The sequence below is a fragment of the Roseobacter weihaiensis genome (genome assembly GCF_020622345.1).
In the GTDB taxonomy this organism is placed as follows: Bacteria; Pseudomonadota; Alphaproteobacteria; order Rhodobacterales; family Rhodobacteraceae; genus Roseobacter; species Roseobacter weihaiensis.
Genome location: NZ_JACNMO010000001.1, coordinates 352,183 through 375,543, shown reverse-complemented (window position 1 = coordinate 375,543; position 23,361 = coordinate 352,183). Strand labels below are relative to the sequence as shown.

Genomic DNA, 23,361 nt, shown 5'->3' with positions numbered 1-23,361 from the left:
AGCTGCGTCAGAGCGGGCAAACCGGACGGATACGATAGAGCGTTAGCTATGCAATCAAAAAGCTTGCGTGCTTAGGGGATTTACCTCCAGCAATTGCGCGATTACGGAAGACGCCGTACTTTTGAACGCAGAAATCCGCTTGCAGAATTCTGTGGAAACTTGTTGGCGACGATTAACATCAGCCTTTCATTGTCGAATGAACGCGAGTTTGTATTGACGCCGCTGTATGTGTACCTGCCGCTTCTAAGCCTGATGCATAGCTTGCGCACTTCTGATTAGCTCAGTCAGCCCTACAAGATCCTCTCGAAGCCGACGTTCAGGATCGTTAAAGTAATGTCCCTCAAGGATGAATGTTTTTGGCACTGGTTTTACTATGGCTAGTTCTTCGAAAGATCTCTGTAACTTTGCACGCCCGTTGCCCAACGGCACATAACCTCTGCTGCGGTCTAAAGGTATATCTTTTACATGAATTGCGTTACAAGCAATCATCGCCACATCTCTCCAAATCTCTGCTGCAGACAACCTATACAGACAGGGGTTTCCCAGGTCGAACTGCATGTTTAGTTTCCCGAGCGCAAAGCGATTCAGCTGATGCTGTAAGGTTGCGTCGATAACAGTCTCATAAGCGACTTCCATCTCGTTCATTCCGGGCAATTCTGTTATCTTGCGCAGTGCTTGTGCGGTTCGTTCGAAGTCGAGCTGAGATTTTATGTAACTACGTCGAAATCCAGGGATTACGATGCGCCTTGCGCCGAGATGATTGGCTACCGTGAGTGCTCTTTCAGCCAACTCCAACACTTGCTGAGCGACATTGTGCACGTCGAATGACACTAAGCCGATATCGTTAAGGCGGTTGAGTGATATCGACGAAACCGATATCGGATATTTCCGCAAATAGTTCTGGAATGCATCAAGATGACGATCGCTAAAAAAGTCGATTCCGCGCCCCGGTCCGCCCATATCAATATTGACTTCATCCAGAGAGCAGCATGTTGCGGTTCGGAGGCCTACATATGGGTCGCAAAACATCCAAAGTGCGACCCCGACTGAAGCGGCAGACCCGTCTAACCCGCGTATCATTTCTTGCTACGTCGAAAGTCGATGCCGAGTTTGGTCCATTGACGCGTTGACAAACCCTCAAAGGCATTTTTGAGTAAACGCTCGGCCTCTCGAGGATGGACCACTTGGTTGACGAGCGGACGGAAATGCTCGGCCGATCGGGTAATCCTTTGCATGGCTTCCAACAACAAAGTGTTGGATGCGCCCCTATGCCCAGCAAGGACAATGACACGACCGTCCTTGACATGCTGGAGAGTTTCAGTCGGCTTATTGCCTAGCTCGCCGCCAGTGTTGCGAGCGCGGAGGCTACCGATATCTGAATATGCTAGGCTAGGCAGCAAAAGCCCGGGGGGGAGTCCACCGAACAGATAAAGTACCCCGCCGTCGGATAGGGCCTCGACGCTTAGATTTGCCGCCCAATCCGCAGCGTCGATGGACGAACACATGACCGACAGATCAAAACCTTGGGGTTCATAGGATTGCGAATCGCCACGTGAGATTACCACTACATCTTTCACGCTAGGGAATAAATCCTGAGCAACTAAGCGTATCAAATGTGCAATAGTGCCCCTGCCAAAGAGTGCTATACGGCGCGGCCGACTGACAGACCGAACAATGGTCGCAAACGCCAGAACGGAGGCTAAGGGTTCCGCAAGGATCGCCAATTCTGCGTCTAGTTCAGCTGGGACATCTAGTACCAAATGGCGCAATCTCTGTGGTACAACGAAAAGCTCTTGCATCATTCCATTGATGGAGTGGCCGAATTCAGCACCAGTTTTTGCATCGGTCGGGTTGACAGCGATGCGCTTTCCGATCAACGGTTTGTCGGCAGGAAGGCCAACTGTTTCCACCACGCCCAAGCCTTCGTGACCTAAGACCTGAGCCGTTTCACCGCGCGTGCCGGAGAATATCTGTAAATCCGTACCGCATACACCTGCAACAAGCGTACGACAAATTAGTTCCCCGGGCGCAGGTGGAGGATGTTTGATTTGAGTTAGAACAGGTGCCCCGCGCCCCAATTCAGGGCGCAGTAGCGCCGAGTGCCCACGGCCATAGGTCAGGGTGGACGTTTCACTCTCAGTCATAGACATAAACTGAGCGTCTGCTATGGAGCGTTTCAACCAAATGTCCAGCCCCGACTAGACCAGCGGAGTCGTCCGGTGTATCGATTCTTAGTCTCCGCATAAGGTAATCAGGATCTCTGTCGGTAACTTGAAACAAGCCGTGATTTAGAAATTGTCGGTTGAGTGACTCACAATAAGACGGTTCAAGCTTGTGTACAACGCCGCCTGTCAACACAATTGTTTCTATAATCGGATCATGAGTTAATAGGATGGCTAAAATCTGTGCCAACGGTGATGTAGAAGCATCTAGAACCGCGATCGCGTCGAGATCTTCGTTGTGTACACCTTCGGTGAACCGGCGTAATAGGTCGTCATCCGTTTCGCTGCCGCTGGCGAATTTTGGTTGTTCTCGAAGTAAGTTAAGAATTCCCCGGCCAGATGTGAAGGCGTTAAGGTGGTCCTTGCCGCCACAATCACATCGAAAGCTGAGCTGCGAGCCATGCAAGATGGTTTGGGTGGGTAAATGACCGATTTCCCCCTGAAAACCATGTTGGCTGTCGGTAGGAATACCTCCTCGCTTAGCGTCGAATAGGCGAGAACCCACACCGGTGCTGATCGTAATGTAAAGCACTTTACCATTGGAGGAAGGATCAATGTCGCGAACGTATCTAAGGAGCGCTGCCGTCACGTCGTTTGCAATCACGTATGTTCTTGCGGGTGCAAACCGTCTAAGCTGTCCTAATAGATCAAAAGACTTGGCTTCTGGACCCCAAAGCGGGCCAGATTGCAAAATTTCGCCTGTCTTAGCGTTCATGGGAGCACCGAGAGAAATGCCGACATGACCTATGCGTTTGCCGAACACCTCTTCTAGTCGGGCTGCTTCATTCAAAAGATAGGTTACCAGTTCATTTTGCAATTCACAGGGGGAAAGATGCGGGGTGTTCAAGAAATTGAGGCTCGGTCTCTTTGAAACGTTGCTTAGCAATCCGTCTCGCCATAGGGCAGAGCGAAAAAATGTACCTCCGATGTCGAATACCGCGTAGGGTCCCGCCTTCATTCCATGCTCCGATTAGTATTTACAGGAGTTGTGCTCGCCTGCGGATACGCCGCCGCCCAGGCTTCGTGGATCTCTGTAGCTGCATCGTGCAATGTTTCCGTGGGGGTCAGCCGGTCAAAACTCAGAGCTTGCAAAATTGAGTCGAATGTACGACGTTTCAGTGCTGTCATCGACAAGCGCTCCTGGGTTTCGTAGTAGTTGAGCCAATCGCGTGCAGGGCCTTGGACCGGCGCAGTTGTCATTACGGTCATGCTTTCGCCAAAAAGCGCGACTCGTTGCTCACTGACTAGGCCCTCACGAGCTACAGTATTCACTGTCCAAGAGTAGGGTCGTACACTTAGCCGTCCGGCCAGCACGGGGACGACCGCATCAGGATACCAGGAGGTATCGCGCTCAGCCAGCCGGTTCGGACGCTTATCGGGGTTCGTGGCCAATGCATGGGCAATGTCACTACGCAAGGAATTTAGCATTTCTGCTCGTCCGGCTTTTAGGGGTCGACGATAATGAAAGATTGAAAAATACTTGGTCGGTAGTACGCCGAAAGTGTCTAAAAACTCTCCCGCGCCCTCATATAGCGCTTTGTCGATGGTGTCTGATCGGCGAGCCTCTTGCAAAAGGTCGACCCCTTCCGAAGTTCCAGCACGCGTGATAAATCCGCGGTGGTTGAGGCCTTCGTAGTCCCATTGCGTTGTATATGGATCTGCGCCTTGGCTTTCGGCCAAGAGTCTAACAGTAGCGAATGGCAGTTCACAGATTCCGATAGCGTTCAAACCATTCTCGATCATTTGAGATGTAACTAAGCTAAGTGGGTTGACCAAATTGATCACAAAAGCGTTTGGGCAGAGGGCAATCATACGTCTCGACAAATCTTCGACGGCTCCCCATTGGCGAAACGCAGACAATAGCCCGCCAGGCCCTAAAGTCTCATCGGGTACCGAACCCATTCGCGCTGCAAAGGCTTCGTCCTCGGCTCGAGCGGCAAGACCGCCAAACCGTGCTTGCAACAATACGATATCAGCGCCATCCAGACTAGCATCTAGGTCGGTGGAAGGTTGGATGGATGCTAACCTATCGCCAAGTAAAGTTGCAGCGTAGTCGGAAACCGCATTTAGATTACTGGTGTTGCGGCCGTTCAGCACCAAGTGGCAATCGTATAATGCGCCGACCAGTGCCTCATCTTGAGCTATGGCATCAATCAAAGATACAGTGAATGGGGAGCTTCCGCCTACAACCGTGATCTTTTGCATCAGTACCCCGAAAAATTATTCATTACTCGCACCACATGCTCGACACTTTTTGCCGTCAAACCGGGGCGAATCGGCAGCGCTAACAACTCGCGTGCCAAATCTTCTGCGACGGGAAAGTCCCCCCGCACATATCCGAGCATAGCAAACGCTTCCTGGAGGTGGATTGGATCCGGATAACGTATGACCGCGTCAATTCCATTTGACGTTAGATGGTTGAAAAGCTCGTCGCGGTGCCGCGTCCGAATTTGAAATAGGTGATAGACATGTCGTTCGTTGTCATCCGCTTTCTGGAACGATACTGGCAAATCTGCAAGCGCCTCGCGATAGCTTTTCGCAATATTGGCCCGTTCAACATTCCAAGCAGCCAAGCGCGGCAACTTTGCGTCCAGTATGATCGCTTGGATCGCATCAAGCTTACTGTTTATTCCAAGAACGTCATGGACGTTTGGTCCACGCTGCCCTAGAGCACGTTGCCATCTCACCTTTTCTGCGATCGCGTCTGAAGACGTACAAACTGCGCCTGCATCACCTGCCGCCGCAAGGTTTTTGCTTGGGTGAAAACTGAAGCAGCTGATATCACCGATCGTGCCTGCAGGTTCACCGTCGGGCGAGACCCCACCGTGGGCTTGAGCAGAATCTTCAATTAATACCGCATTTATATCGTCTGCTATCGCACGCAACTCGCTCATTTGGCAAACCTTGCCATAAAGATGAACTGGTATTATGGCTCTAGTATTTTCTGAGATGGCAGCCCGAACACTAGCGGCTGTCATCAAAAAGCTTTTGGGATCGGGATCGACAAGGACTGGGCGTGCACCGACGAAACACACCGCAGCGGCCGTAGCATAAAAAGTGTTCGCGGGGATGATTACTTCGGCGTCACGGCCAACCCCGCAGGCCATCAGAGCCAGGATCAGCGCGTCAGTGCCACTGTTGACGCCAAGAGCGTGTTTCACTCCGACAAATTTAGCAAAACTCGCCTCAAATCGCGCGACTTGTTTGGAAAGAACATATTCACCATCCAGCAATGCATGCCTAATCTGGTCAACAATTCTGTCTAGATTGCAGTCAAACTGCGAAGGATAGTCGTACCGATCAACGATGACTGATACCTTCTTTTGTGCATCGTTCGATTCCGTCATAGCGAAACCGGTGTACGAGAAGTGTATGACGCGCGAATAGCGTCCATCAGACGAAGTGTTTGCATACCAGCAACCAAACTGCTCAGCTCACGTCTTAGTTTGCCGCTTCGAACGCTATCAACGAACCATTCAGTTTCTCGTTCGAAAATCCAGTTCTTATCCGGCTGATCAGCATTTCCGCTCACTCGCTGATCGCCACAATGAAAATCAAGTGACCAATCGCTAAGAAAACACGAGCCGATCGCGGAAAACACTCCGACATCAATAGATCGTTCCTTGCCGCAAAAGGAATAAAGAAAGTTGGCAAGCCCCCCTCTTTCGAAAGTTAACGATAGCGCCACCGAAGAGGGGTTGTTTGCGTCATCCTGAGAGTCGATTGTTGCGCAAACTCGTCTTACTGGACCGCCTATCAGCGTCAAAAGATCAATTAGATGAATGCCTTGCTCATGCAAGCCCCCTCCTGATCGCACAGGATCCGACCACCACGGCACCCCGTAGGGTTGGCCAATCCAATGCGCCGAGATAGCGAATGGATGCACGCCGTCAAGACGCCGCATAAGCTCGAGTACTGACGGCCGCACCCTATTCATGTGTCCGACAGCAACGACAGCGCCAGATGCCTCGGCCGCGGACAAAATTGGATGGGCATCCGAGGCGGTCAATGCTAGAGGTTTTTCGATTAGGAGATGAGAGCCTTTGTTGATAAACCGGGTAGCGATCTTTGGATGGTTGTCCGGCGGGCTACAGACAAAGCAGATGTCGGCATGTGGCCAATCATCTAGTTCCTCTAGATTTAAACGTTTCGATCCATATTCAGTAGCAATTTTTTCCGCGCGATCAGCGTCTGGATCAAAAACACCAACTAAATTAAGCCCCAGCCGGTGAGCGCATTGTGCTCTCACCTGTCCCATTCGGCCACATCCGAAAACAATTATGTCCATTGAAGCAAATCCCAAACGCAAGGTAGGGTTGAATTAAAGCGTGCATTTACAAACAGAAGGAAGCGTAGCACCTTTTTGCTCGTGAGTCGATCTAGGGTTGAACTGCTCGACACTGCTTTGGGCAGATTCCGGCCTAAATATGGCTACTCTCAGCTCCCGCTGATAGGTTTGGTTCCATCCTTTCTCAGCCAATTCACCGCGGTTGGAGGTTTGCGTCTCAAATATCGCTCCAGCCAAGAGCTATCTGGCTCACCGCGACCCTGACATCATAAGTGATCAGACCCATCATCCGCGAATAAGCGGCGCGCCGGTTAGACGGGTCTGACGTAAATCCAGGGCAACAACACGTCTATATCGGTCTGTTTGTATGAGATGACCGTATTTTCCTACACACCTGCCTGGTTCAGTTTGCGCTGTCTGATCTCATAGTCAACGGGCGACTGCATGCCGTTGTTCGTGCGCTTTCTCTGCGGGTTGTAGAACAGTGCGATGTACTCGAACACGTCCTGCCTAGCGGCGTCGCGGGTCACCGTCCATCGCTTGATACCGTCTTCTAATAGTTTACTCAACGCTACGTTTTCCTCCTTGTAGCATGAGCAGAATTTCACTGGGTTGATACATCTTCGCCAAGCCGCGCGACGTCGACAAATGCTGTGGGAACATCCCGTGCCGCCGCGCAACATCACAGACGTTCGCACCGGGCGCGTAGCTTTCCATCACGATCCGAACCTTAGCGTCGTCTGGCCAGGTCCGGCGACCAGACGGCCCCTTAAGAACCTCCAGCCGATCTATATGCCCGGCATCATCAAACAAATGGCATTGCTTTGTTGGAAAACGTTCCATCTCACGATCCTGCTCAACAAGGATCGTTAAATCGCAATCGACCAAACGCACGCAACGTGGGGCTCAGACGCCACTTACGTTATTCCGGCTTCAGATTAAGAAAAAAATGGGGATGACTGCTTTTAGAAATAGCTACTCGCCCCAGATTATGACTTCGCGCTCCAAACGAATTCCAGTCTCGATGGCTACTTTTTCTTCTACTAACTTAACTAACGTGAGAATATCCTCATATGTCGCACCAAACTCTGCACACACAAAGTTCTGATGGAGTGGTGAAACCACTGCTCCGCCAACGCGGAGGCCGCCTAGACCCACCTCGCGAATAATTGTTCGAGCGCTTGTTCCTGCTGGATTCTTAAAAATACACCCCACGCTGTTTTCTTTTAACGGCTGGGTCACCTTCTTTTCCTTCAGGAACCGAATGTACTCTCGCCTCAGTTCGTGAGGTGGCCCTGGCCGAAGGGCGAGGCGAGCCCTGATAACTACAAAATCGCGAAGTGATGAATTACGGTAGGTAAATTTGATCCCGAACTGATCTATACGCCGAAGCTGTAAATCATTATCTATAATTTCGACCCAGTCGATTATGTCGCCAATACCGCCTTTGCGTCCACCAGCATTACCTACTATTGCTCCACCAATCGAGGCGGGAATGCCTGCAAAGTGCTCTAAACCACCCAAGCCATTTCGGATTGTCTCAGCTATTGTCCTGCTTAAAGACGCACCGGCGCCACACGTGACGAAGGCCTCGCCAATGTCGATTTTCTCGAATTCATGACCGGTCAATCGAACCACTACACCTTTTGCCAGGTTGTCTGGAAGTAGGCTATTTGCGCCTTCACCAAGCACCCGCACCGACAGATCCAAACGGCTGGCCCAGTCTAGCATCTCCATTAACTCCTCGATGCTGGCAGGAACGCCAAAGTATTCGGCAACCGCTCGGGTAGCGAACCAGTTCATATTCAGCAATGATTGCAGCGGCCGGACACAAAGTGGAAGGTTATCTGCAAAATCGCGCGATATACTTATGTCCTCGTCGCAATATATTGCGGTTCTTAGACTAAATCCCGCTGCTCGGTAAAATCGCAAGGCGTTAGAATGGTCAGTGGATGCCGTCTTTAGTTCAACTTTTGTCACGCCTTGATCCACGGCCCTATCAAGGATTGCATTTAAGAACGCGCGGGCCAAGCCCTTGCCAATCCATTTGGGCACAAGCCCAAAATAAACAATCTCTGAAATCTCAGATGTATTTCGTTCATATTCGTAGAACCCGACTTCGTGCGTATCACAAGTCAGTATGCCAACGTCGACATTTGCACGAGAGAGATGGTTGGCGGCCTCTTCCAGCGTCCAGTCGAGCCGTGATTTCCAGCCCCACGTCGCTCCGACTCTCCTATAGATGTCGAGATAAACGGAGGGCTCAACCCTTTCGCCACAGGTCATCTGAAAACCATTAGGAAATTCCGCAGCGACACGGCAGACTCTTGGGTCAATATCGAGGAAATAACTTGTCTTCATCATCCGAATTCCAAAAGAATGATCCCCATTCGTTAGATAGTATCATTTACATCGGTTTGTTGTGTTCCTTGTCAAACTTGCTTCTAAACTGAGTTCATGATCACTCCTGAGATGCATATCAAGTAAGAGTATTATGATATCCCATATTAGATGAATTTGGACTATTGCGCCAGTTTTCATGGTCCGAAGCTAACGTTGTGCAACATTTGGATCGCCATGGGAAAGCTTTCGGTTATCGAATTCTATTTACTACCTTTTCAAATTGGAGCAGCGAGCATTTAACCACGATAGATAACCGTCTACTTGGCTGATGTTGATCGGACCTTGGAGTACGGGAATACTCTACTACCTCGATAGAGCTCATATTGTTGGGTAATGGTGGCACTCTAAATCCGTCTCTTACGTGCAAGACTCCAACGCCTCCGGCATGCCAAGCCCTATTTTCACCGACTAGGGTTTTGCGTTTTCTCAAAGAAAGTCCGAGCCAAACCTGTTCCAGGGAATTGCCAAAGACACGCTCGTGGAGATCGGTGATCAGACCTCCTGGAAGACGCGCCCCAAATTCTACCAAATACGCTTTCCCTTCGACGACAATAAACTCAATGTGAAGTATGCCACTGCGCACACCAAACGCAAGCGCAATGCTTCTACATAAATTCCGCCCCAGTATACGAGCTGGCATGTCTTCATGGACCTCAACAAAGTGTCCAACTTCTTGCCGATTTGCGCCTTTCGAAGTGTACTTTCTTGTTACCTCTCCGTAGACAATTTGCCCTGAACTCAATGCACATTCAATACTGTATTCGGCGCCCAGAATGTACTCTTCAACGATACCCTGTTTGATGTGGGCCAACCCGGACGTTGTTGATATACCGCCAATGAGAATCTCTTGAGCATGAGCTTTCAATTGCTGTTGGTCATAGCAGATCTTGACATTTTGACTTCCACAACGATTAAGTGGTTTCACCACCACGGGAAACCTTAGTAAGTCTTCTAATGCGACAATGTCACCTAAACTACTGAATTTACCATAGAGCATCGGCTGACAAATCCCCACAGCTTCACAGTGTTTCCGCATGAGAAATTTATCACGTGTGGCTCGAACATCTCCATCTATTCCGGGGTCAAGTTTCAAGAACCGTGAGATTTTCCAAGCATATTCAACCGAGTACTCGCCGCCCGGAACTACGGCAACAAACCTTGATCCTTGTGCTTTTTCGTAGTGATCAAGTGCTTCGTCATAACTAGCAAATGAGAAAACACAAAATTCTTGCCCTCCAACACTTTGAAGCTCCCGCTCAAGACTTGATCCCGCAAGAATGGCAAATTCTATAGATACATCCATCGATTTGGCCGCAGAGCAAAATCTTTTGGCCACACGTTCACTCTGGGGAAACAGAACTAGGGCCCACATCATGTAGATCCGGAGCTTTGGATTTTAAACTCTACCATACCGACCGCTTCGGCAGCTAACTCCTCAGAAGTGTCTGCGCTGTCGCCGACAGCAATGACGTACCCTGCGCGATCACCTGATGACATAATCGGCAGGACCCTGTCTCCAACTGACTTATTAACCAAAAACTCTCGTATTCCCGGATTATAGCGTAATCTGCTGAGTCCAAGTATATTCGTTATTACTCCGGAAGGCGGAAGGAAAAATTTGATTGTCGCCGCTCTAGCCGTGATTGTTGAAGTGGAACTAATCGATAGATCCGTCACGGTGAAAGACTTCATGGCCGCCGCAACCAGATCGACGCCTGTTACAAGGTTCACTAGATCAGCGATTTTGTCTCCCCCTGTTCTGTTGTGTGTTTCGACAATTTTTAGTCCCTCACGTGTGTCGATAAATTCTGTATGTGCAACCCCAAACTTCAATTCCAATTGGTCCAAGCTAGAAAAAACCAAACTCTCAACTTTTGCCACAAAAGCCGCGTCTTCCAAGAAGCTCCGGGCAACAGTATGCCCTGTTTCAACAAACGCGTTCTGAATACTCTCACTCTTTGCAAGTTTCCGTGTAATCGCGACTATTTTGTGAGACCCATTATGGGAGATAGTCTCAGCGGAGTATTCCTGCCCATCCAAAAATTCTTCGGCTAGGGCTGGAAACCGTGTGTCAAGTATTGAAGGGTTGGGCTTGTTCTTGCTAATTCGGACTACACCATAAGAGCCCACTCCATCCGATGGTTTTAGGATAACGTCACCGGCTAAGGAATTCAAAAACTGGTGAAGCATATCAACGTTGTAGATCATACTCCATACTGGCGACGCGGAACAAGTGATAGTCTTTCGCATTTCATGCTTATCAACAATACGATCAACAACCGTCGAGTTGGCACTATCTAAGGAAAGAGAATCTGAAATTTGAGAAGCCAAGCGGAGCCCGCGTTCGGAAAAAGATATTGCACCGCATAGCTCGTGGTCACCGGCTAGCGCTTTCACCGCACCGGCTACAGCGTCTGAGGCGACGTCCGCAATACTTGGGACCACGATTGAGATGCTGGCTGGCAAGCCCTTGTATGAGAGCTCGTCATGTACGGTAATGCACTCCACCCCCAAGTCGTTTGCGACCTCAATATGTCTGGGTCTAGGCAATACAAGGCATATTGTCTTCGCCATTTGCATCCTCCAATTGTTCTATTACCTTATGGCTCCACGTGGTCTAAACGTGACAAAAAGAATAACTGATAATCCAGCACCCAAAATCAGCAACCAAAAGGAAAGATCAGCATTTCCAGTCTTCGATATGAGGTATGCATGCAAAAGAGGAGAAAGCGCCGCACTTCCAAAGGCGAACATTCGGATGAGACCGTTTGCTGACCCACGGACCTCTGAGCTAATGAGTTGCGCTCTGATCGCAAGACTCGATGCATTAGTAGCTGACTCTGCAAGTGACATCAGAGCATAGCCAGCTACGATGCACAAGAATGCTTGAAATTGGTAAGCGCATATACCTACTAGGCCGACTATTTTATATGCGATAATTCTGCTCGTAGGGTTGGGAGACGGGTAGAGAGTTGCACTATACCATGCACCTCCAAACGCGAGTATGGCGCCTGTTGTAAGCATGATACCAACGCCTGTCGTCGACCAATTGACGTTGTGTGTTACCTCGACCACTAACAAGGTCACAGTAGCGCCTAAAAATAGGTTGTATGAAATCTGAGAGTAAATAATCGCACGTAGTGTCGGTGAGTTACGCAAACTCTCGAATGCTAGACGAAACCCCGAATTGAACGGTGTGCGGGTAGTAGACAAACTGCTGTGAAAAGCTCTGGTTTGATTGCAGACAGCTAAACTCGCTAACGCAGAAAGTAAGAACACTAGCGCCGATACAACAAGTGGTGCGACGTAACCAAAAAGAGCAATAAGAACTCCAGCCGAAATAGGAGCCATCGCGTAGGCAGAATCGACCATGGCAACGTATCGACTATAAGTGCTTTCAACCGTTTTGGAGTTAGAAATAGCGGGCGCCAGAATAAATTCGTTCAGCACTGACAGCGCGACTGAAGCAACTCCATATCCGAGAAGTAGCACGAAGCTGATGACTATGTGCCCGCCCCATAGCAGCAGCGCGGAAACGAGCAAAAATAAGATCTGCAAAGCAGAGCTGCATACAACGATCCATTGCTTACGCGACCTCTCAACAAATCGCCCAATTATTGGCGCTGCAATAATAGGTGCCAACAATGCAGACGTAACACCAACGGCAAGCGCAGAATCAGAAGTTTTTTCCAGTATTAGCAGAGGCAGTGCAATGTGTATTATTCCGCTCCCGAACCTTAGGCCAGCCGCGGACGTTATCAGCAGGACTGCGGGCAACGCAGAGGAAAAGACATCTTTCTTACTCAATGAATTTCGTCCAATAAGTATTTAGGTCTTCCATCACCTCGGCCATAGCAAAACTATTCCTGACGAGATTTCCTATTTCCTGCGAGAGCTTTTCCAGTGTTTCGGCAGAAAGAAGCACACGCGCTCTAATCCCCCGGCTGTCTGACCTATAGAATAATCTATGGACGGAATACAGTTCATTTAGGCGTTTCTCGACTGTTTCTAACGTGTTTGGAACAAGTGGCACTTCAGCAGCGAAATTACCAGAGTTCTGACCCAGAGATCGTCGCACTTCAGCGCCAGCCATTTCGAGAATACCTGAGATCAGATCTTGTCCACTAGCTAAGAGTAAGGAAGTAACTCCACTAAGACGGCCGTTTACCTCTGTTACATAAACGTGATCGTCGTTTACTATTGCTTCAATTTCGAACGTTCCACAAAACTCGATGTTGCAAGCAAGTGTTCGAGCGTATTGCCTCAGGCGTTCAAATGACGGCTTTCCCTTTTCACATCCTACTATGCGGAGCCTACGAAGCGCATGCTCGACAGTCTCCCTAACTCTACCCTTGAAGATGACTGGTGAAACCCACACATCGCTCCGATTGACGTTTACGACTACGCTTACTTCAATTCCTTCAAGATAGCTCTCAAGTACATAGCCTGAGGAGGCATTCGCGATGAACCCGCAAGCTTGTTTTTGATTGTCAAGTTTAACTATCTGAGTACCGCCCCATCCCCGATCCGGCTTTCCAATTGCAGGAGTCGACTTAGATATCGCGGCGATATCTAAGTCGGGCGCAACAGGAACACTGTAGCTTTGGAGCAACTCCTTCGTGGCGCTTTTGCTTGCGAATACGCTTGCCGCCGGCTCCTTTACACCGACCCCAGTCGTCACAGAGCATTTACTCAGGAAATTTGCATCCTCAACCGCGAGGTTGTCGTGCGGGGAGGTTATGATCACCGCGCTGGGTCTTAGTTTCTTCATTGCTTGCCGCAAGGCATTTGTTCGACTCTCTTTGGCAACCAATTCTATCGGGTAATCGAGAGCAAGAGCATCCTCTTTGTCGTAATTGCCATAAAGTGGGGCAGCGATTGTTTCCGCCGTCCTTTCTCGAAAAAGCGCTGCACGATAGGGGTGTGTAAGGAGGAGAGTCAAGCTAGTTTACCTTCTGAAACCTCTTGTTGACTTCACCTCGACGGCTAGCAAACAACAGTGCCGAAGGTCGTCAAAGGGTAAAAAATATAATCTAGTGTGGCTCCATTTCCCAAATCACAAACTAACCAAGTTGGCTGAACTCAAATCTAAAACTTCGCTTTCTAAGATAGAAAAGCTGAAGTTGTACCCAAGTACGTTATGCAACTTAACAGGGAGGTAGCTACACTGAGCAAGTTTTAAGTTTCAAACGGGTGCTTTTGAGCAGTAATTCGCTTGTCAAACAGGCCTGGCAAGGCCAGTTTGCCCTTTGATCCCAATAATATCAGCTCGGCCACTGTTTGTGAACTCACCGTGAAGTGCAGTTCCTGATATGTCTCTCTATTCCAGACGGTTCCGGATTTCCATCAGCTTGGTTTCGAAGATCTTGGCAGGGTGTGAACGCCCAAGCACGTGCGCGGTGTGGAATTGAGGTGGAATTGAAGCGGTGAAAAATCGATCTCAAATATCGACTTGCCGGATTCATCGGCTCGGCTGATCTGGGGAGATATCGGCGCAACCCGTTGTTTTTATTCTCGACCGTGCCCTTCTGGTAGGGCGCTTGCGGATCGCAGAACCATGCATCCGCTCCGATTCCGGACTTGAGATGCCGCCAAGTCGAGAACTCGGAGTCACGGTCAGAGGTGATCGATTGGCGTGCATCGGCGGGTAGATCGTGGAGGGGTCCCCGAACAGCTTCGGCCATTTGTAGAGAGAATAAGTGCTGACGCCCAAACGCCGTGATACATCCCGCACTGTGATCTGATGCGCCGCGTCCCGCTTGAACTCATTGCTGTAGTTGCTTGTCCCCAGCTCGGCCTCCTCGCCTCTCAGTTAGGCGGGAAAGTGTCTACAAATCTAGGGGCCACTGTAAGAGTTGACATAACGACTTTCGTATGGCCAGCTTAAAGACTACCAAGGGGAGAAAATCCACATGCGGATGCCCGCGAAATGCTATGTTGCCAATGCTCTGTATTTTAGAGGTATGCAGCGAGCGTACTGAAGGGAGCGGTGAAATGATACGTGTTGCTTCTATCGCTGCTTTGAATGAGTGTGGTGGAGATTGGGATCTTTTTTGCAGTTTCATTAATCCCGACCGGGCTGCCATTGTGGTTCCAAAGACGGTCAAGTGGCGTGCTAGGCAGATTTACCGTTTTCATGACATCATTGAACCTGATCCAGTTAAGATTGCTCCCGATTCATCACATATTGAGAACTTTATTGAAATAATTCGACGCACCGGGGATGCAGATTCAAATGTATTGCTTAATTGTCAACTTGGTCGCTCGCGCTCGGTCGCTGCCGCTGCGATCACTTTTGCTAGCTTTGATCGCAATGAAGCTTCTTCTATTCCCGAAAAACTGCTACAACTAAGCGCGCGCGCCTGGCCTAACAGTCTTATGCTACACTTAGCGGATAGCCTCTTGAACCTACATGGAGCGCTTGAAGAGGCCGGGCGTGTTACTCGAGCGGAGGTGGCACGTCGCGATCCTATTTGGATGGAAGAACTTGCTGAGACGAATCGAGCTCCCGAGGTCATTGAAGCGATTGAATTCGGAAGGCGTTCTTAGGATTAGAGTTTGCGGGAGCGAAACTTGGTTGCAATGCAGATTGATGTATCTGATTTAAATGATTTAGAAGTTCTTCGAATCCTTTTGTGTGACCTTGAGAATTTGAATGATTTAGACGTATTACGATTTCAAGAGGTAGGCGGAGTTGTAAAGCTCGAAGGTGGATATTCAGAGAAAATACTGTACAGGGTAGTTAGTGGCGATAATTCGTGGATTGTCATGTTGCTTGGTTCGGAAAGACACGAAGTCGTTTGTTCCAAGATGTCCACCAGCGAGTTAGACGACTTCTTGAGCATTGGAATGTTCCTACGTGATGTTGGAATACGGGTGCCAGAAATCCTAGGTTGTTCTTCAAATTTCTCAGCGCTGTTGATGGAGGACATAGGTGACGAGACGTTAAGCGATTTGGTTCCGAAGCTAAATTGTCTTAAGCGCCAGCACTTCTATACTGAGTCCCTAAAAGTGGTCCTAAAGATGTTAGTCGCCTCAAAGGAGTTCATGGAACGGGGCTTTCCAGCTTCTCAACGTATGATGAACAGTGAAGTTCTTGCCAAGGAAATGAACTCATTTAAAGAGTATGTTCCAAGAGTTTTGGCTTCCACTTTTACTAACCATGAGGCGAACAGGTTTCAGGATTTATTCCGTTCGTTGGCCAATAAAACCTGTTCAGATGACTTCTATTTTGTCCATAGAGACTTCCACAGCAAAAACCTACATATTTTTAACGATTCAATCTGCGTAATCGACTTTCAAGATGCTTGTCTCGGAGGAGTCTACTACGATGCTGCTAGTCTCATCTATGACGTTTTCGTTGAATTGGACGAGGAGTTCCGAGAGCATTGTATATCGTTTTTCATTGCGCAACTTCGAGCAAGCGGTCTTTTCAATGAATCTGCATCTTCCATGAGACGTACATTCAAGCTACAGGCATTGCAACGGCTTTTCAAAGCAGCGGGTGCGCATGCTAGACTTGCCTTGGATGCGAAAACCCAGCATGAGCATGCCTTTCAGGTCAGGTGTACCTGTGCTGCAGTCCGAAGCATCGGGAGTATATCTAACGAATTTAATGAGTTGGTGTGGGTGAGAGACCTTGCATTACGGGTGCTCCGCTCAAATCCCAAATTATCTGAATGTCCGTAAGCGTCCGGTGAAGTCGCGGGTGGTTTTGAGATTGGCTGTTCGTATACCGATCCATGGGCTATAGGGCCTCTCGGTTGTAACTGCGACCCTCCGGTCGTTATCGTAGCTGCACAATTCGACAATGGCCGGATCGACCGGATGTTCTACGCGGTCAATGATATCGCCTGCGCGATGGGCACATCAGGTTAGGACCAAGGGCATGACCAGGCAGCACCACAGGGGCCTCCGGGCGGCAAGCCGCAGCAAAATGCCTTCAAAGAGTCATTCAATGGCAGCCTGCGCGATGAGCTATTGAACGAGGAGATGTTCGATAGACTGGACGACGCTCGCAGGAAGCTGGCGCTTTGTCGATACGACTACAACAACGTCAGACCGCACTCATCGCTCGGAAACCAAACGCCCGCAGAAGCACGCCGAACACATGAGCAATTTGAGGGCTGCGCGCCCGGCGCGCTTGTCCAACCAGACGACGACCAATATGAAAACCATGCTCTGAAACCCGGTTTTCCTGCCGTTTGTAGTTAGAGTTTTTCGCTCTTATTTTTCCTTTGGCTGGGGAGGAGCGAAGACGATGAAAGCATCCAAGTTCACGGACGCGCAGAAGGCGTTCATAGTAAAGCAGGGCGAGGAAGGCACGCCGGTTGCGGAGATCTGTCGTAAGGCCGGGATCAGCCAAGCGACGTACTTCAACTGGAAGAAAAAATACGCTGGACTGATGCCGTCGGAGATGAAGAAACTGCGGGAGTTGGAAGATGAGAACCGGCGTTTGAAGAAGATCATCGCTGATCTGATGCTCGATAAAGAGATGCTGCAGGATGTCGTCAAACGAAAGCTCTGAGGTCGGATCGTAAGCGCGAGATCATCGACGGTGTTCGGGAAGATTGGCGCGTGTCTGCCAGGCGCGCGTGCAGAGTGCTGAAGTTCGAAAGATCGACTTATCAGTACAAATCCTGGCGCCGCGATCCGGCCAGTCTGAAAGCCCGCGTAAAGGAGATTTGCGAGACGCGCGTTCGATATGGTTATCGACGCGTGCACTATGTGCTGCGCCGAGAAGGCTGGGAGGTAAATCCCAAACGTGTCTACAGGATTTACAAGAAAATGGGCCTGCAATTGCGGAACAAATCGCCGAAGAGGCGTGTCAAAGCCAAGCTACGAGAAGACCGCGCAGATGCTGTTTGCTCGAACGATGTTTGGGCAATGGACTTCCGGAGGAAGGGCTCAAGGCGCGCCATCTGCGCATCCGTTAGTCAGAAGAGATCAGACATGTTCACCGCGCGTTTTGGAACCGTGAATCACGCCGCCAAGTAGAAATCAATGGGTCCTGATCCTAAGGCATTTATGGAAGATGTGCTCCGCGAGTGTATTTCGTTTTGACTAAAACATTGACTCAACGTTCTGATCTATTTCATTCTCTGCTAAGTAACCATATTTTGCATCCCTCAATAAGTCAGTGATTCGGAGAACAGGTCATGAAAAAAGGTAATTTGGAACTGCCAGACGTTAGCGAACTAGCAGAATTGTACCATGAGGCTGTAAAGCAACAGCATGTGGCTCGCGCACAGTTTCTTAAGGAATCAATGCAAAATGTTGCACGTGCTGAGGCGGCAGCAGTTGAGGCGATGGTATTGCGCTCCTTTTCGGACAGTCTTGCGTGACAACTGTCCTTAGCTAGCCACGAATACTGGTCATTTGCGCATTGATCAATTGACGGGTTCTATGCATTCCAGCGGTAAACCCGCTTCAATAGGGAAACACCTTCTACCGGGCACGATATCAAACGCCCTGAGAACCGAATTCTACAGAGACCACTGGTCCGGTGTTAGTGTAGCGGATCCAGGTTGTGTTGATTTGCAAGACTTCCCGCTGGTGACTAAGGAGCAGCTTCGCTTAGCGGGCAGCCGGGCTCAAGTTCGAGACGGCCTAGTCTGCACCGAAGTATTTACATCGGGAACCACCTCCAGTCCCTTCATTACGATCCGAGGTGACAGAGAACAAGAATTTGTACGCAGATTTTATTCTCAACTCTACACTTCTAGCTTTTCTAAACCGTTGCCTCGGGTCGTAGCTTTCAACAACCCTTTTCATGGAGCTACAATCGACGTTCCGAGTCCAGTTCACAAACACAGATTAGGTGTATACGATTCTGGGAGCTTTGAATATGCGAGGCGGATAATCGAAAGCAAAACACAAGATCAAGGTGTAGAAGCACATTGCTCAATCGTTTTAGGTCTAGAGCGCATCATCAAAGCTTTTGCTCTCGATACACTGGATGCGCGGCCCGGAGGGATCTCGACAAAATTGCGATCAGTCGTTACGTTTGGAAACTACTTAAGCCGACATTGCCGTAGTATGATCGAGAAGGCAATGGGTGCCCCCGTTTTTGACCGCTATGGACTTAGCGAGGTATTTGGTGGGGCGGCACAAATAACAACATGCGGTTGGTATCACTTTGACCCAAGCGTAATCCCGGAAGTTGTGGCACCAAATAGCCTTGAACCAGTCAGGGAAGGCATTGGACAATTGTTGCTTACATCTCTTTTTCCTTTCCAAGAAGCCCAACCATTTGTTCGCTATGTTACCGGTGATATAGTTGAAGTCACCCATAGCCGGTCTTCAATACCTGGAGAAATCGCTATACGCCCGCTGGGACGCGAGCGGTATGCCGTTCCGCGTCCAGACGGGGCTGGCTGGATCATAACAGCAGCGGAAGTATTCGAAGCCGTTGATCCTTGCCCCGGTATAGTTCGAACACCTTTGTTTCGTGATTCGGCTCAGATTCGCGATCCCCATCGGATTGGGCACCCCAAGTATTCGTTGAGCTACACAGACCACGAAAAACGTCGCGATTTGACGCTTCAGGTGGAAGTTGTCAGAAAGAACACATTGATGACTGGTAACATGGCCCATGATCTGCGCAATCGGGTGTTGGCTGAAAGCGCAGCGCTTTCGAATTGGCTGGAGAAGGGGCGAGGAAACTTCAACGTCGTTTTTGAGGCTAATGTCCATCCGGATGTGATTTCGTACCGGGAGTAGCCTTGCTTACAACGCCGACCTGGCCTCAGCAACTTCTGGTGCGCGATGGGTCACCGCGAGATTGTCCATCCTTTCCGGATACAGATGTGCGGTTGGTTGCCGGGTCTCAGCTCCCTTTTTGACACCTACAAAGCAGCTGGCAGTGAAACTATCACACAAAAACGTCCTGTTGTAGGAACGATGTGGAACACTTCTTGAATCACTGATGAAGTTCGGTGATGGTCGTTACAAGAACAAGAGTAACGATAACTAGGAATTATCGTTCAGTCGCAAACTTGGACATTCGCTGCGCCACACGCGAACTGGGAAAATGCGGACAAAGCGGGCTTTCGCTGTGGTTGCACCAATGGCGGCTTAGGCCAACCAGTAAAACGTGCTAAGGTCGTCATTCACAAATTGGAAAGAGTTGATTGTCATGAACATCGATAAGAAAATTTCCACCCACTATACCCACGGAAATCTGCTAACCGCGATTGAGGCAGGCCTCAACAAACAGGGTATCAAACCTGAAAATGCCAGTGTTGAGGATCTTGGTCCAGTAGATGAATTTCACATTGGTGGACGGGCAGCGAGCGTACATTTCCTAGACCAGCTAAAGATATCGCCGTCCCAAAACATACTCGATATCGGTTGCGGTTTGGGAGGTTCAGCGCGTTTCGCTTCGAAGACTTACGGAGCAAAGATTACTGGGATTGATCTTACATCTGAATACGTAGATGTCGGACAACAACTTTGCGAATGGGTCGGCCTGTCAGATAGCATTAAACTCCAGCAAGGTAGCGCACTTTCGCTTCCTTTTGGGGAGGCTAGTTTTGACGGCGCATTCATGATGCACGTCGGAATGAATATCGAAGACAAGCAAGCTTTGTTTTCCGAGGTATCCCGTGTTCTGAAGTCCGGCGCAAAGTTTGGTATTTACGATATTATGAAGTGCAATGACGACGAGCTTGTTTACCCCGTCCCTTGGGCAACAACGTCTGAAACAAGCTGGGTTGCCAAGTCCGAAGACTACCGCATAGCACTGGAGGCTAACGGGTTTGTCGTCGCTGAGGAACATAATCGCCACGACTTCGCTATGAATTTCTTCAAGAAAATGAAGGCCGCAAGTGGGGCCGCTGGAGGACCACCCCCTTTGGGCTTGCACGTACTTATGCAGCAGACGACCGCAGAAAAAGTCCCAAATATGGTAGCAAATTTGGCTGCAGGGCGCATCTCACCCATCGAAATGATCGTTATCAAAGACCCCTAGAACTTTGGACTCTCCTGTTCACATGAAGCTGTTCGGACTAACTTGATCTCCCAGGAGAAAGGACATTCGTACATCGCGCAGCATCGGTTACTATGGGTTCTTTTGAGACCTTCGCCGCGATCTGCGCCAACAGCCGCAATTGTGCGAGGTAAAGATACTTCTCGGTTATCGTTACTTGATATGGGTAAGGTTCGACTAGCGCTTGATTGACCACGGACTGAGGTCCTGAATTTCCGGTTCGGGGACCAATTGCCTTCGGGTCTGACCCTTTCTCGCGGCAAAAGTGAAAGTGTTCTTCCTGTCTTGGGACTGACAGAATTGTCCTTTCGGGGGTGTTTCTGAAAAGTCCGGGCCGGTTTCCGACCTGTCAGTCCTGAAGAAAGACCTTCCTATGAAGACAGAAGTTTTGCGCGCGTTGCGCGCCTCCGCCGCCGCTTGGTGGCGGCACAAAGAGCTGCGCCGTAGCGGTCAGGTTAACTTGGCGCGCAAACTGGAACGCGAAACGATCCAGCGCGATCTTGGCTACCTCCGTCTCGCAACCACGCTTCCCCAGGCGCATATCATATGCAGTCGCGGCGGCACGTTTCTCCATCTTGGGTGGACCACCGTATCAACAGTGGCACCAATAGAACGGTTTCCTCTGGCAGCACTGGCAGTCGGCCTAGGTACACCCTTCATCGATCTACGTCCCATTTCCGATCTCGCGAGCCTGGTTGCCTTGCCGCGCGTCGATCCGGAGGAAACGACTGATCCGGCGCGCTCTGGTCTTTCTTCGAAGGTGTCATTGTCCACCTACCTCGATCTCGTCGCGCCTCTGGGTGCGCGCATCCTGAACGATCCTCGCGGCCGCCAGTCCTAGCACAACACAACCCACACCATCGAAAGGAGGCCAGCCATGGCCCGATCCCGCTCGTCCAAATTGGACGTCTCAGACGCCATCACAAACGAACTCATTCGCATCATAGAGCGTGGGGTCTTGCCCTGGCGCAAACCCTGGATCGCGGGCTCCAGTTCCCGGCCCCTCCGCGAAAACGGCGAGGCCTATAAGGGGATCAACAATTTCCTGCTGACGATGCGGACCCAGCTTGCGGGCTATGCGTCGCCCTATTGGATGACATTGCGGCAAGCCAATCAGCTCGACGCCAAAATCCGAAAAGGGGAGCGATCCTCTCTCGTCGTCTATTATGGGCAGGCCTACAAACCTGACGCAGCAGACGGTAGCGCCAAGGACGAGGATGACGAGAAGGGCTACTGCTTTCGTTTTCAAAAGTCCTATCGGGTTTTCAACGCCGACCAGATTGAGGGCTTGCCGGAACGGTTCCACCCTGAGCGTGAGCTGCTTCCAGATCTGCCTGTGCATGAACCCATCCCTCACATGCAGGCCTTCTTTGATGCGATCGACATCCACACCACCTTCACGGGTCGCGAAGCGTATTACATGGGCACGGTCGACAAGGTCTATATGCCCGAGATTTCTCGGTTCGAGGATCCGCGGTCCTTCTATGGCGTTTGGGCGCATGAACTCGCCCATGCGACAAAGGCACCGCATCGGCTGAACCGCACCTTCGGCTATTCGCGGTTCGGCAACACAGCGTATGCGCGAGAGGAGATCGTGGCCGAGCTGACGTCTTGTTTTCTGGGGCAGGAGCTTGGCTTTTCGGCCCATACGCTCGAGATGAATGCGTCCTATCTTGAGAATTGGTTGCGAGTCCTGCGATCAGACAAATCTGCCATCTTCAAACATGCAGCCGACGCGCAACGCGCTTACGATTGGCTGGTCGCCGCGTCCAGCGCCGGGCGGTCTCAGACCTCAGACCTGGCCGCCTGAGATCTGGTTTCAGAACTCCCGCAGTCACTTTCACATGACCCGAAGCCATCAATCATTCCCTTGGTGCAAGGCCAAAAGGGAAAGGGGGCTTTGGGAAGTTGTGTTTCCAATGCATCAGAAAGGATGACCCCATGTCGCAAGCTCAAGCACTTCACGACCGCCCCAACCCCACAACAATCGCATCACAGAATGACGGTTTTCGCAGGTTTGCATGCCTCGGAGAAACGCCGCAGGACCCTCTGCAAGGCCGTCTTGTGGTCACGCATTCCGTTGCTGAAGCGGGTGACGGTTTTGCCCTCTTGGCCGTGAAGGCCGTCGGCGAGTTCGACTGGTTTGAGCCAGACAATGACCCGAACGGATGGCATGACTTCGGATCATTTGAACTCCAAGGCGAGACGCTGTTCTGGAAGATTGATCTCTATGAGACGTCGTCGGATTTCCGTTTTGGTGCGGAGACCCCGGAAGATCCTTCAACGACCACGCGCGTCCTGACCATCATGATGGCACGCGACTGGTAGCTCCCCCGCCTCCAAGTTCTCTCCCACCTGGCCCACCGACCCCAAAAGGGAAAGTGGGCCTTTTTTCTTTTGATCCCCGGAATTGGGGATTGGGTCGGCCTTTGAGTGGTCGGCGAAACGCATCAAAAGGA

The 23,361-nt window shown here is 50.3% G+C and carries 21 protein-coding genes and 4 pseudogenes; 10 read left to right on the top strand and 15 right to left on the bottom strand.

The features are described 5' to 3' along the window. Positions 1 to 243: 243 nt before the first annotated feature. From H7847_RS01940 to H7847_RS01870, 15 genes and pseudogenes are all read right to left on the bottom strand, one after another. Positions 244 to 960, bottom strand: coding sequence for a sugar phosphate isomerase/epimerase family protein (locus H7847_RS01940; protein WP_227267687.1), 717 nt, complete (start codon positions 958 to 960; stop codon positions 244 to 246). Between the two features lie 116 nt (positions 961 to 1,076). Next, entirely contained in the window at positions 1,077 to 2,150 is a 1,074-nt protein-coding gene (locus tag H7847_RS01935; protein ID WP_227267686.1) for an alcohol dehydrogenase catalytic domain-containing protein, read from the bottom strand. After that, positions 2,137 to 3,180: an ROK family protein gene (locus tag H7847_RS01930; RefSeq protein ID WP_227267685.1), complete on the bottom strand. Its 1,044-nt coding sequence runs from the start codon at positions 3,178 to 3,180 to the stop codon at positions 2,137 to 2,139. Before H7847_RS01930 ends, H7847_RS01935 begins: the two co-directional genes overlap by 14 nt. Then, positions 3,177 to 4,427: a family 4 glycosyl hydrolase gene (locus tag H7847_RS01925; protein ID WP_227267684.1), complete on the bottom strand. Its 1,251-nt coding sequence runs from the start codon at positions 4,425 to 4,427 to the stop codon at positions 3,177 to 3,179. The genes H7847_RS01930 and H7847_RS01925 overlap by 4 nt, the downstream gene beginning before the upstream one ends. Then, a complete protein-coding gene (locus H7847_RS01920; protein ID WP_227267683.1) occupies positions 4,427 to 5,569 on the bottom strand; it encodes a DegT/DnrJ/EryC1/StrS family aminotransferase in 1,143 nt (380 codons plus the stop codon). Before H7847_RS01920 ends, H7847_RS01925 begins: the two co-directional genes overlap by 1 nt. Then, positions 5,566 to 6,510 (bottom strand): Gfo/Idh/MocA family protein, encoded by a 945-nt coding sequence (locus H7847_RS01915; RefSeq protein WP_227267682.1) that lies wholly within the window; start codon positions 6,508 to 6,510, stop codon positions 5,566 to 5,568. Before H7847_RS01915 ends, H7847_RS01920 begins: the two co-directional genes overlap by 4 nt. 386 nt (positions 6,511 to 6,896) lie before the next feature. Beyond that, the gene (locus tag H7847_RS01910) at positions 6,897 to 7,079 is read right to left on the bottom strand and encodes an IS3 family transposase (protein WP_406675954.1); all 183 of its coding nucleotides are present in this window, start codon (positions 7,077 to 7,079) and stop codon (positions 6,897 to 6,899) included. Continuing rightward, entirely contained in the window at positions 7,072 to 7,353 is a 282-nt protein-coding gene (locus H7847_RS01905; RefSeq protein ID WP_227267681.1) for a transposase, read from the bottom strand. Before H7847_RS01905 ends, H7847_RS01910 begins: the two co-directional genes overlap by 8 nt. A 132-nt stretch (positions 7,354 to 7,485) precedes the next feature. Then, positions 7,486 to 8,874 (bottom strand): UDP-N-acetylmuramate dehydrogenase, encoded by a 1,389-nt coding sequence (gene murB, locus H7847_RS01900; protein ID WP_227267680.1) that lies wholly within the window; start codon positions 8,872 to 8,874, stop codon positions 7,486 to 7,488. 229 nt (positions 8,875 to 9,103) lie between these two features. Then, positions 9,104 to 10,249: an ATP-grasp domain-containing protein gene (locus H7847_RS01895; protein WP_227267679.1), complete on the bottom strand. Its 1,146-nt coding sequence runs from the start codon at positions 10,247 to 10,249 to the stop codon at positions 9,104 to 9,106. Between the two features lie 35 nt (positions 10,250 to 10,284). Continuing rightward, on the bottom strand, positions 10,285 to 11,487 hold the full coding sequence (locus H7847_RS01890) for an ATP-grasp domain-containing protein (RefSeq protein ID WP_227267678.1): 1,203 nt from the start codon (positions 11,485 to 11,487) through the stop codon (positions 10,285 to 10,287). 21 nt (positions 11,488 to 11,508) lie between these two features. Then, the gene (locus H7847_RS01885; RefSeq protein ID WP_227267677.1) at positions 11,509 to 12,720 is read right to left on the bottom strand and encodes an MFS transporter; all 1,212 of its coding nucleotides are present in this window, start codon (positions 12,718 to 12,720) and stop codon (positions 11,509 to 11,511) included. Continuing rightward, entirely contained in the window at positions 12,713 to 13,855 is a 1,143-nt protein-coding gene (locus H7847_RS01880; protein WP_227267676.1) for an ATP-grasp domain-containing protein, read from the bottom strand. The genes H7847_RS01885 and H7847_RS01880 overlap by 8 nt, the downstream gene beginning before the upstream one ends. Positions 13,856 to 14,233: 378 nt before the next feature. Next, positions 14,234 to 14,606, bottom strand: a pseudogene (locus H7847_RS27345) (IS30 family transposase); the annotation flags it as partial. Continuing rightward, positions 14,582 to 14,704, bottom strand: a pseudogene (locus H7847_RS01870) (transposase); the annotation flags it as partial. The pseudogenes H7847_RS27345 and H7847_RS01870, both read right to left, overlap by 25 nt. Before the next feature lie 203 nt (positions 14,705 to 14,907). Here H7847_RS01870 and H7847_RS01865 point away from each other — a divergent pair. The 10 genes and pseudogenes from H7847_RS01865 (at position 14,908) to H7847_RS01820 (ending at position 23,230) form a co-directional block, all read left to right on the top strand. Then, positions 14,908 to 15,462, top strand: coding sequence for a hypothetical protein (locus tag H7847_RS01865; protein WP_227267675.1), 555 nt, complete (start codon positions 14,908 to 14,910; stop codon positions 15,460 to 15,462). Positions 15,463 to 15,495: 33 nt separating this feature from the next. Next, positions 15,496 to 16,602, top strand: a complete 1,107-nt coding sequence (locus H7847_RS01860; protein ID WP_227267763.1) for a phosphotransferase — start codon at positions 15,496 to 15,498, stop codon at positions 16,600 to 16,602. Between the two features lie 231 nt (positions 16,603 to 16,833). Continuing rightward, positions 16,834 to 17,127 (top strand): annotated as a pseudogene (locus H7847_RS01855) (integrase core domain-containing protein); the annotation flags it as partial. 46 nt (positions 17,128 to 17,173) lie between these two features. Next, positions 17,174 to 17,808 (top strand): annotated as a pseudogene (locus tag H7847_RS01850) (transposase); the annotation flags it as partial. 263 nt (positions 17,809 to 18,071) lie between these two features. Beyond that, the gene (locus H7847_RS01845; protein ID WP_227267674.1) at positions 18,072 to 18,257 is read left to right on the top strand and encodes a hypothetical protein; all 186 of its coding nucleotides are present in this window, start codon (positions 18,072 to 18,074) and stop codon (positions 18,255 to 18,257) included. Between the two features lie 193 nt (positions 18,258 to 18,450). Next, positions 18,451 to 19,635 (top strand): phenylacetate--CoA ligase family protein, encoded by a 1,185-nt coding sequence (locus H7847_RS01840; RefSeq protein WP_227267673.1) that lies wholly within the window; start codon positions 18,451 to 18,453, stop codon positions 19,633 to 19,635. A 415-nt stretch (positions 19,636 to 20,050) separates the two neighbouring features. Then, positions 20,051 to 20,884, top strand: a complete 834-nt coding sequence (locus H7847_RS01835) for a class I SAM-dependent methyltransferase (RefSeq protein WP_227267672.1) — start codon at positions 20,051 to 20,053, stop codon at positions 20,882 to 20,884. A gap of 391 nt (positions 20,885 to 21,275) precedes the next feature. Continuing rightward, entirely contained in the window at positions 21,276 to 21,743 is a 468-nt protein-coding gene (locus H7847_RS01830; RefSeq protein ID WP_227267671.1) for a hypothetical protein, read from the top strand. 36 nt (positions 21,744 to 21,779) lie between these two features. After that, complete coding sequence (locus H7847_RS01825; RefSeq protein WP_227267670.1) at positions 21,780 to 22,712, top strand: ArdC family protein; 933 nt, start codon at positions 21,780 to 21,782, stop codon at positions 22,710 to 22,712. Positions 22,713 to 22,843: 131 nt separating this feature from the next. Further along, positions 22,844 to 23,230 carry a DUF3768 domain-containing protein gene (locus H7847_RS01820; protein ID WP_227267669.1) on the top strand — a complete coding sequence of 129 codons (387 nt, stop codon included), beginning with the start codon at positions 22,844 to 22,846 and terminating at the stop codon, positions 23,228 to 23,230. The last annotated feature ends 131 nt before the right edge of the window (positions 23,231 to 23,361 follow it).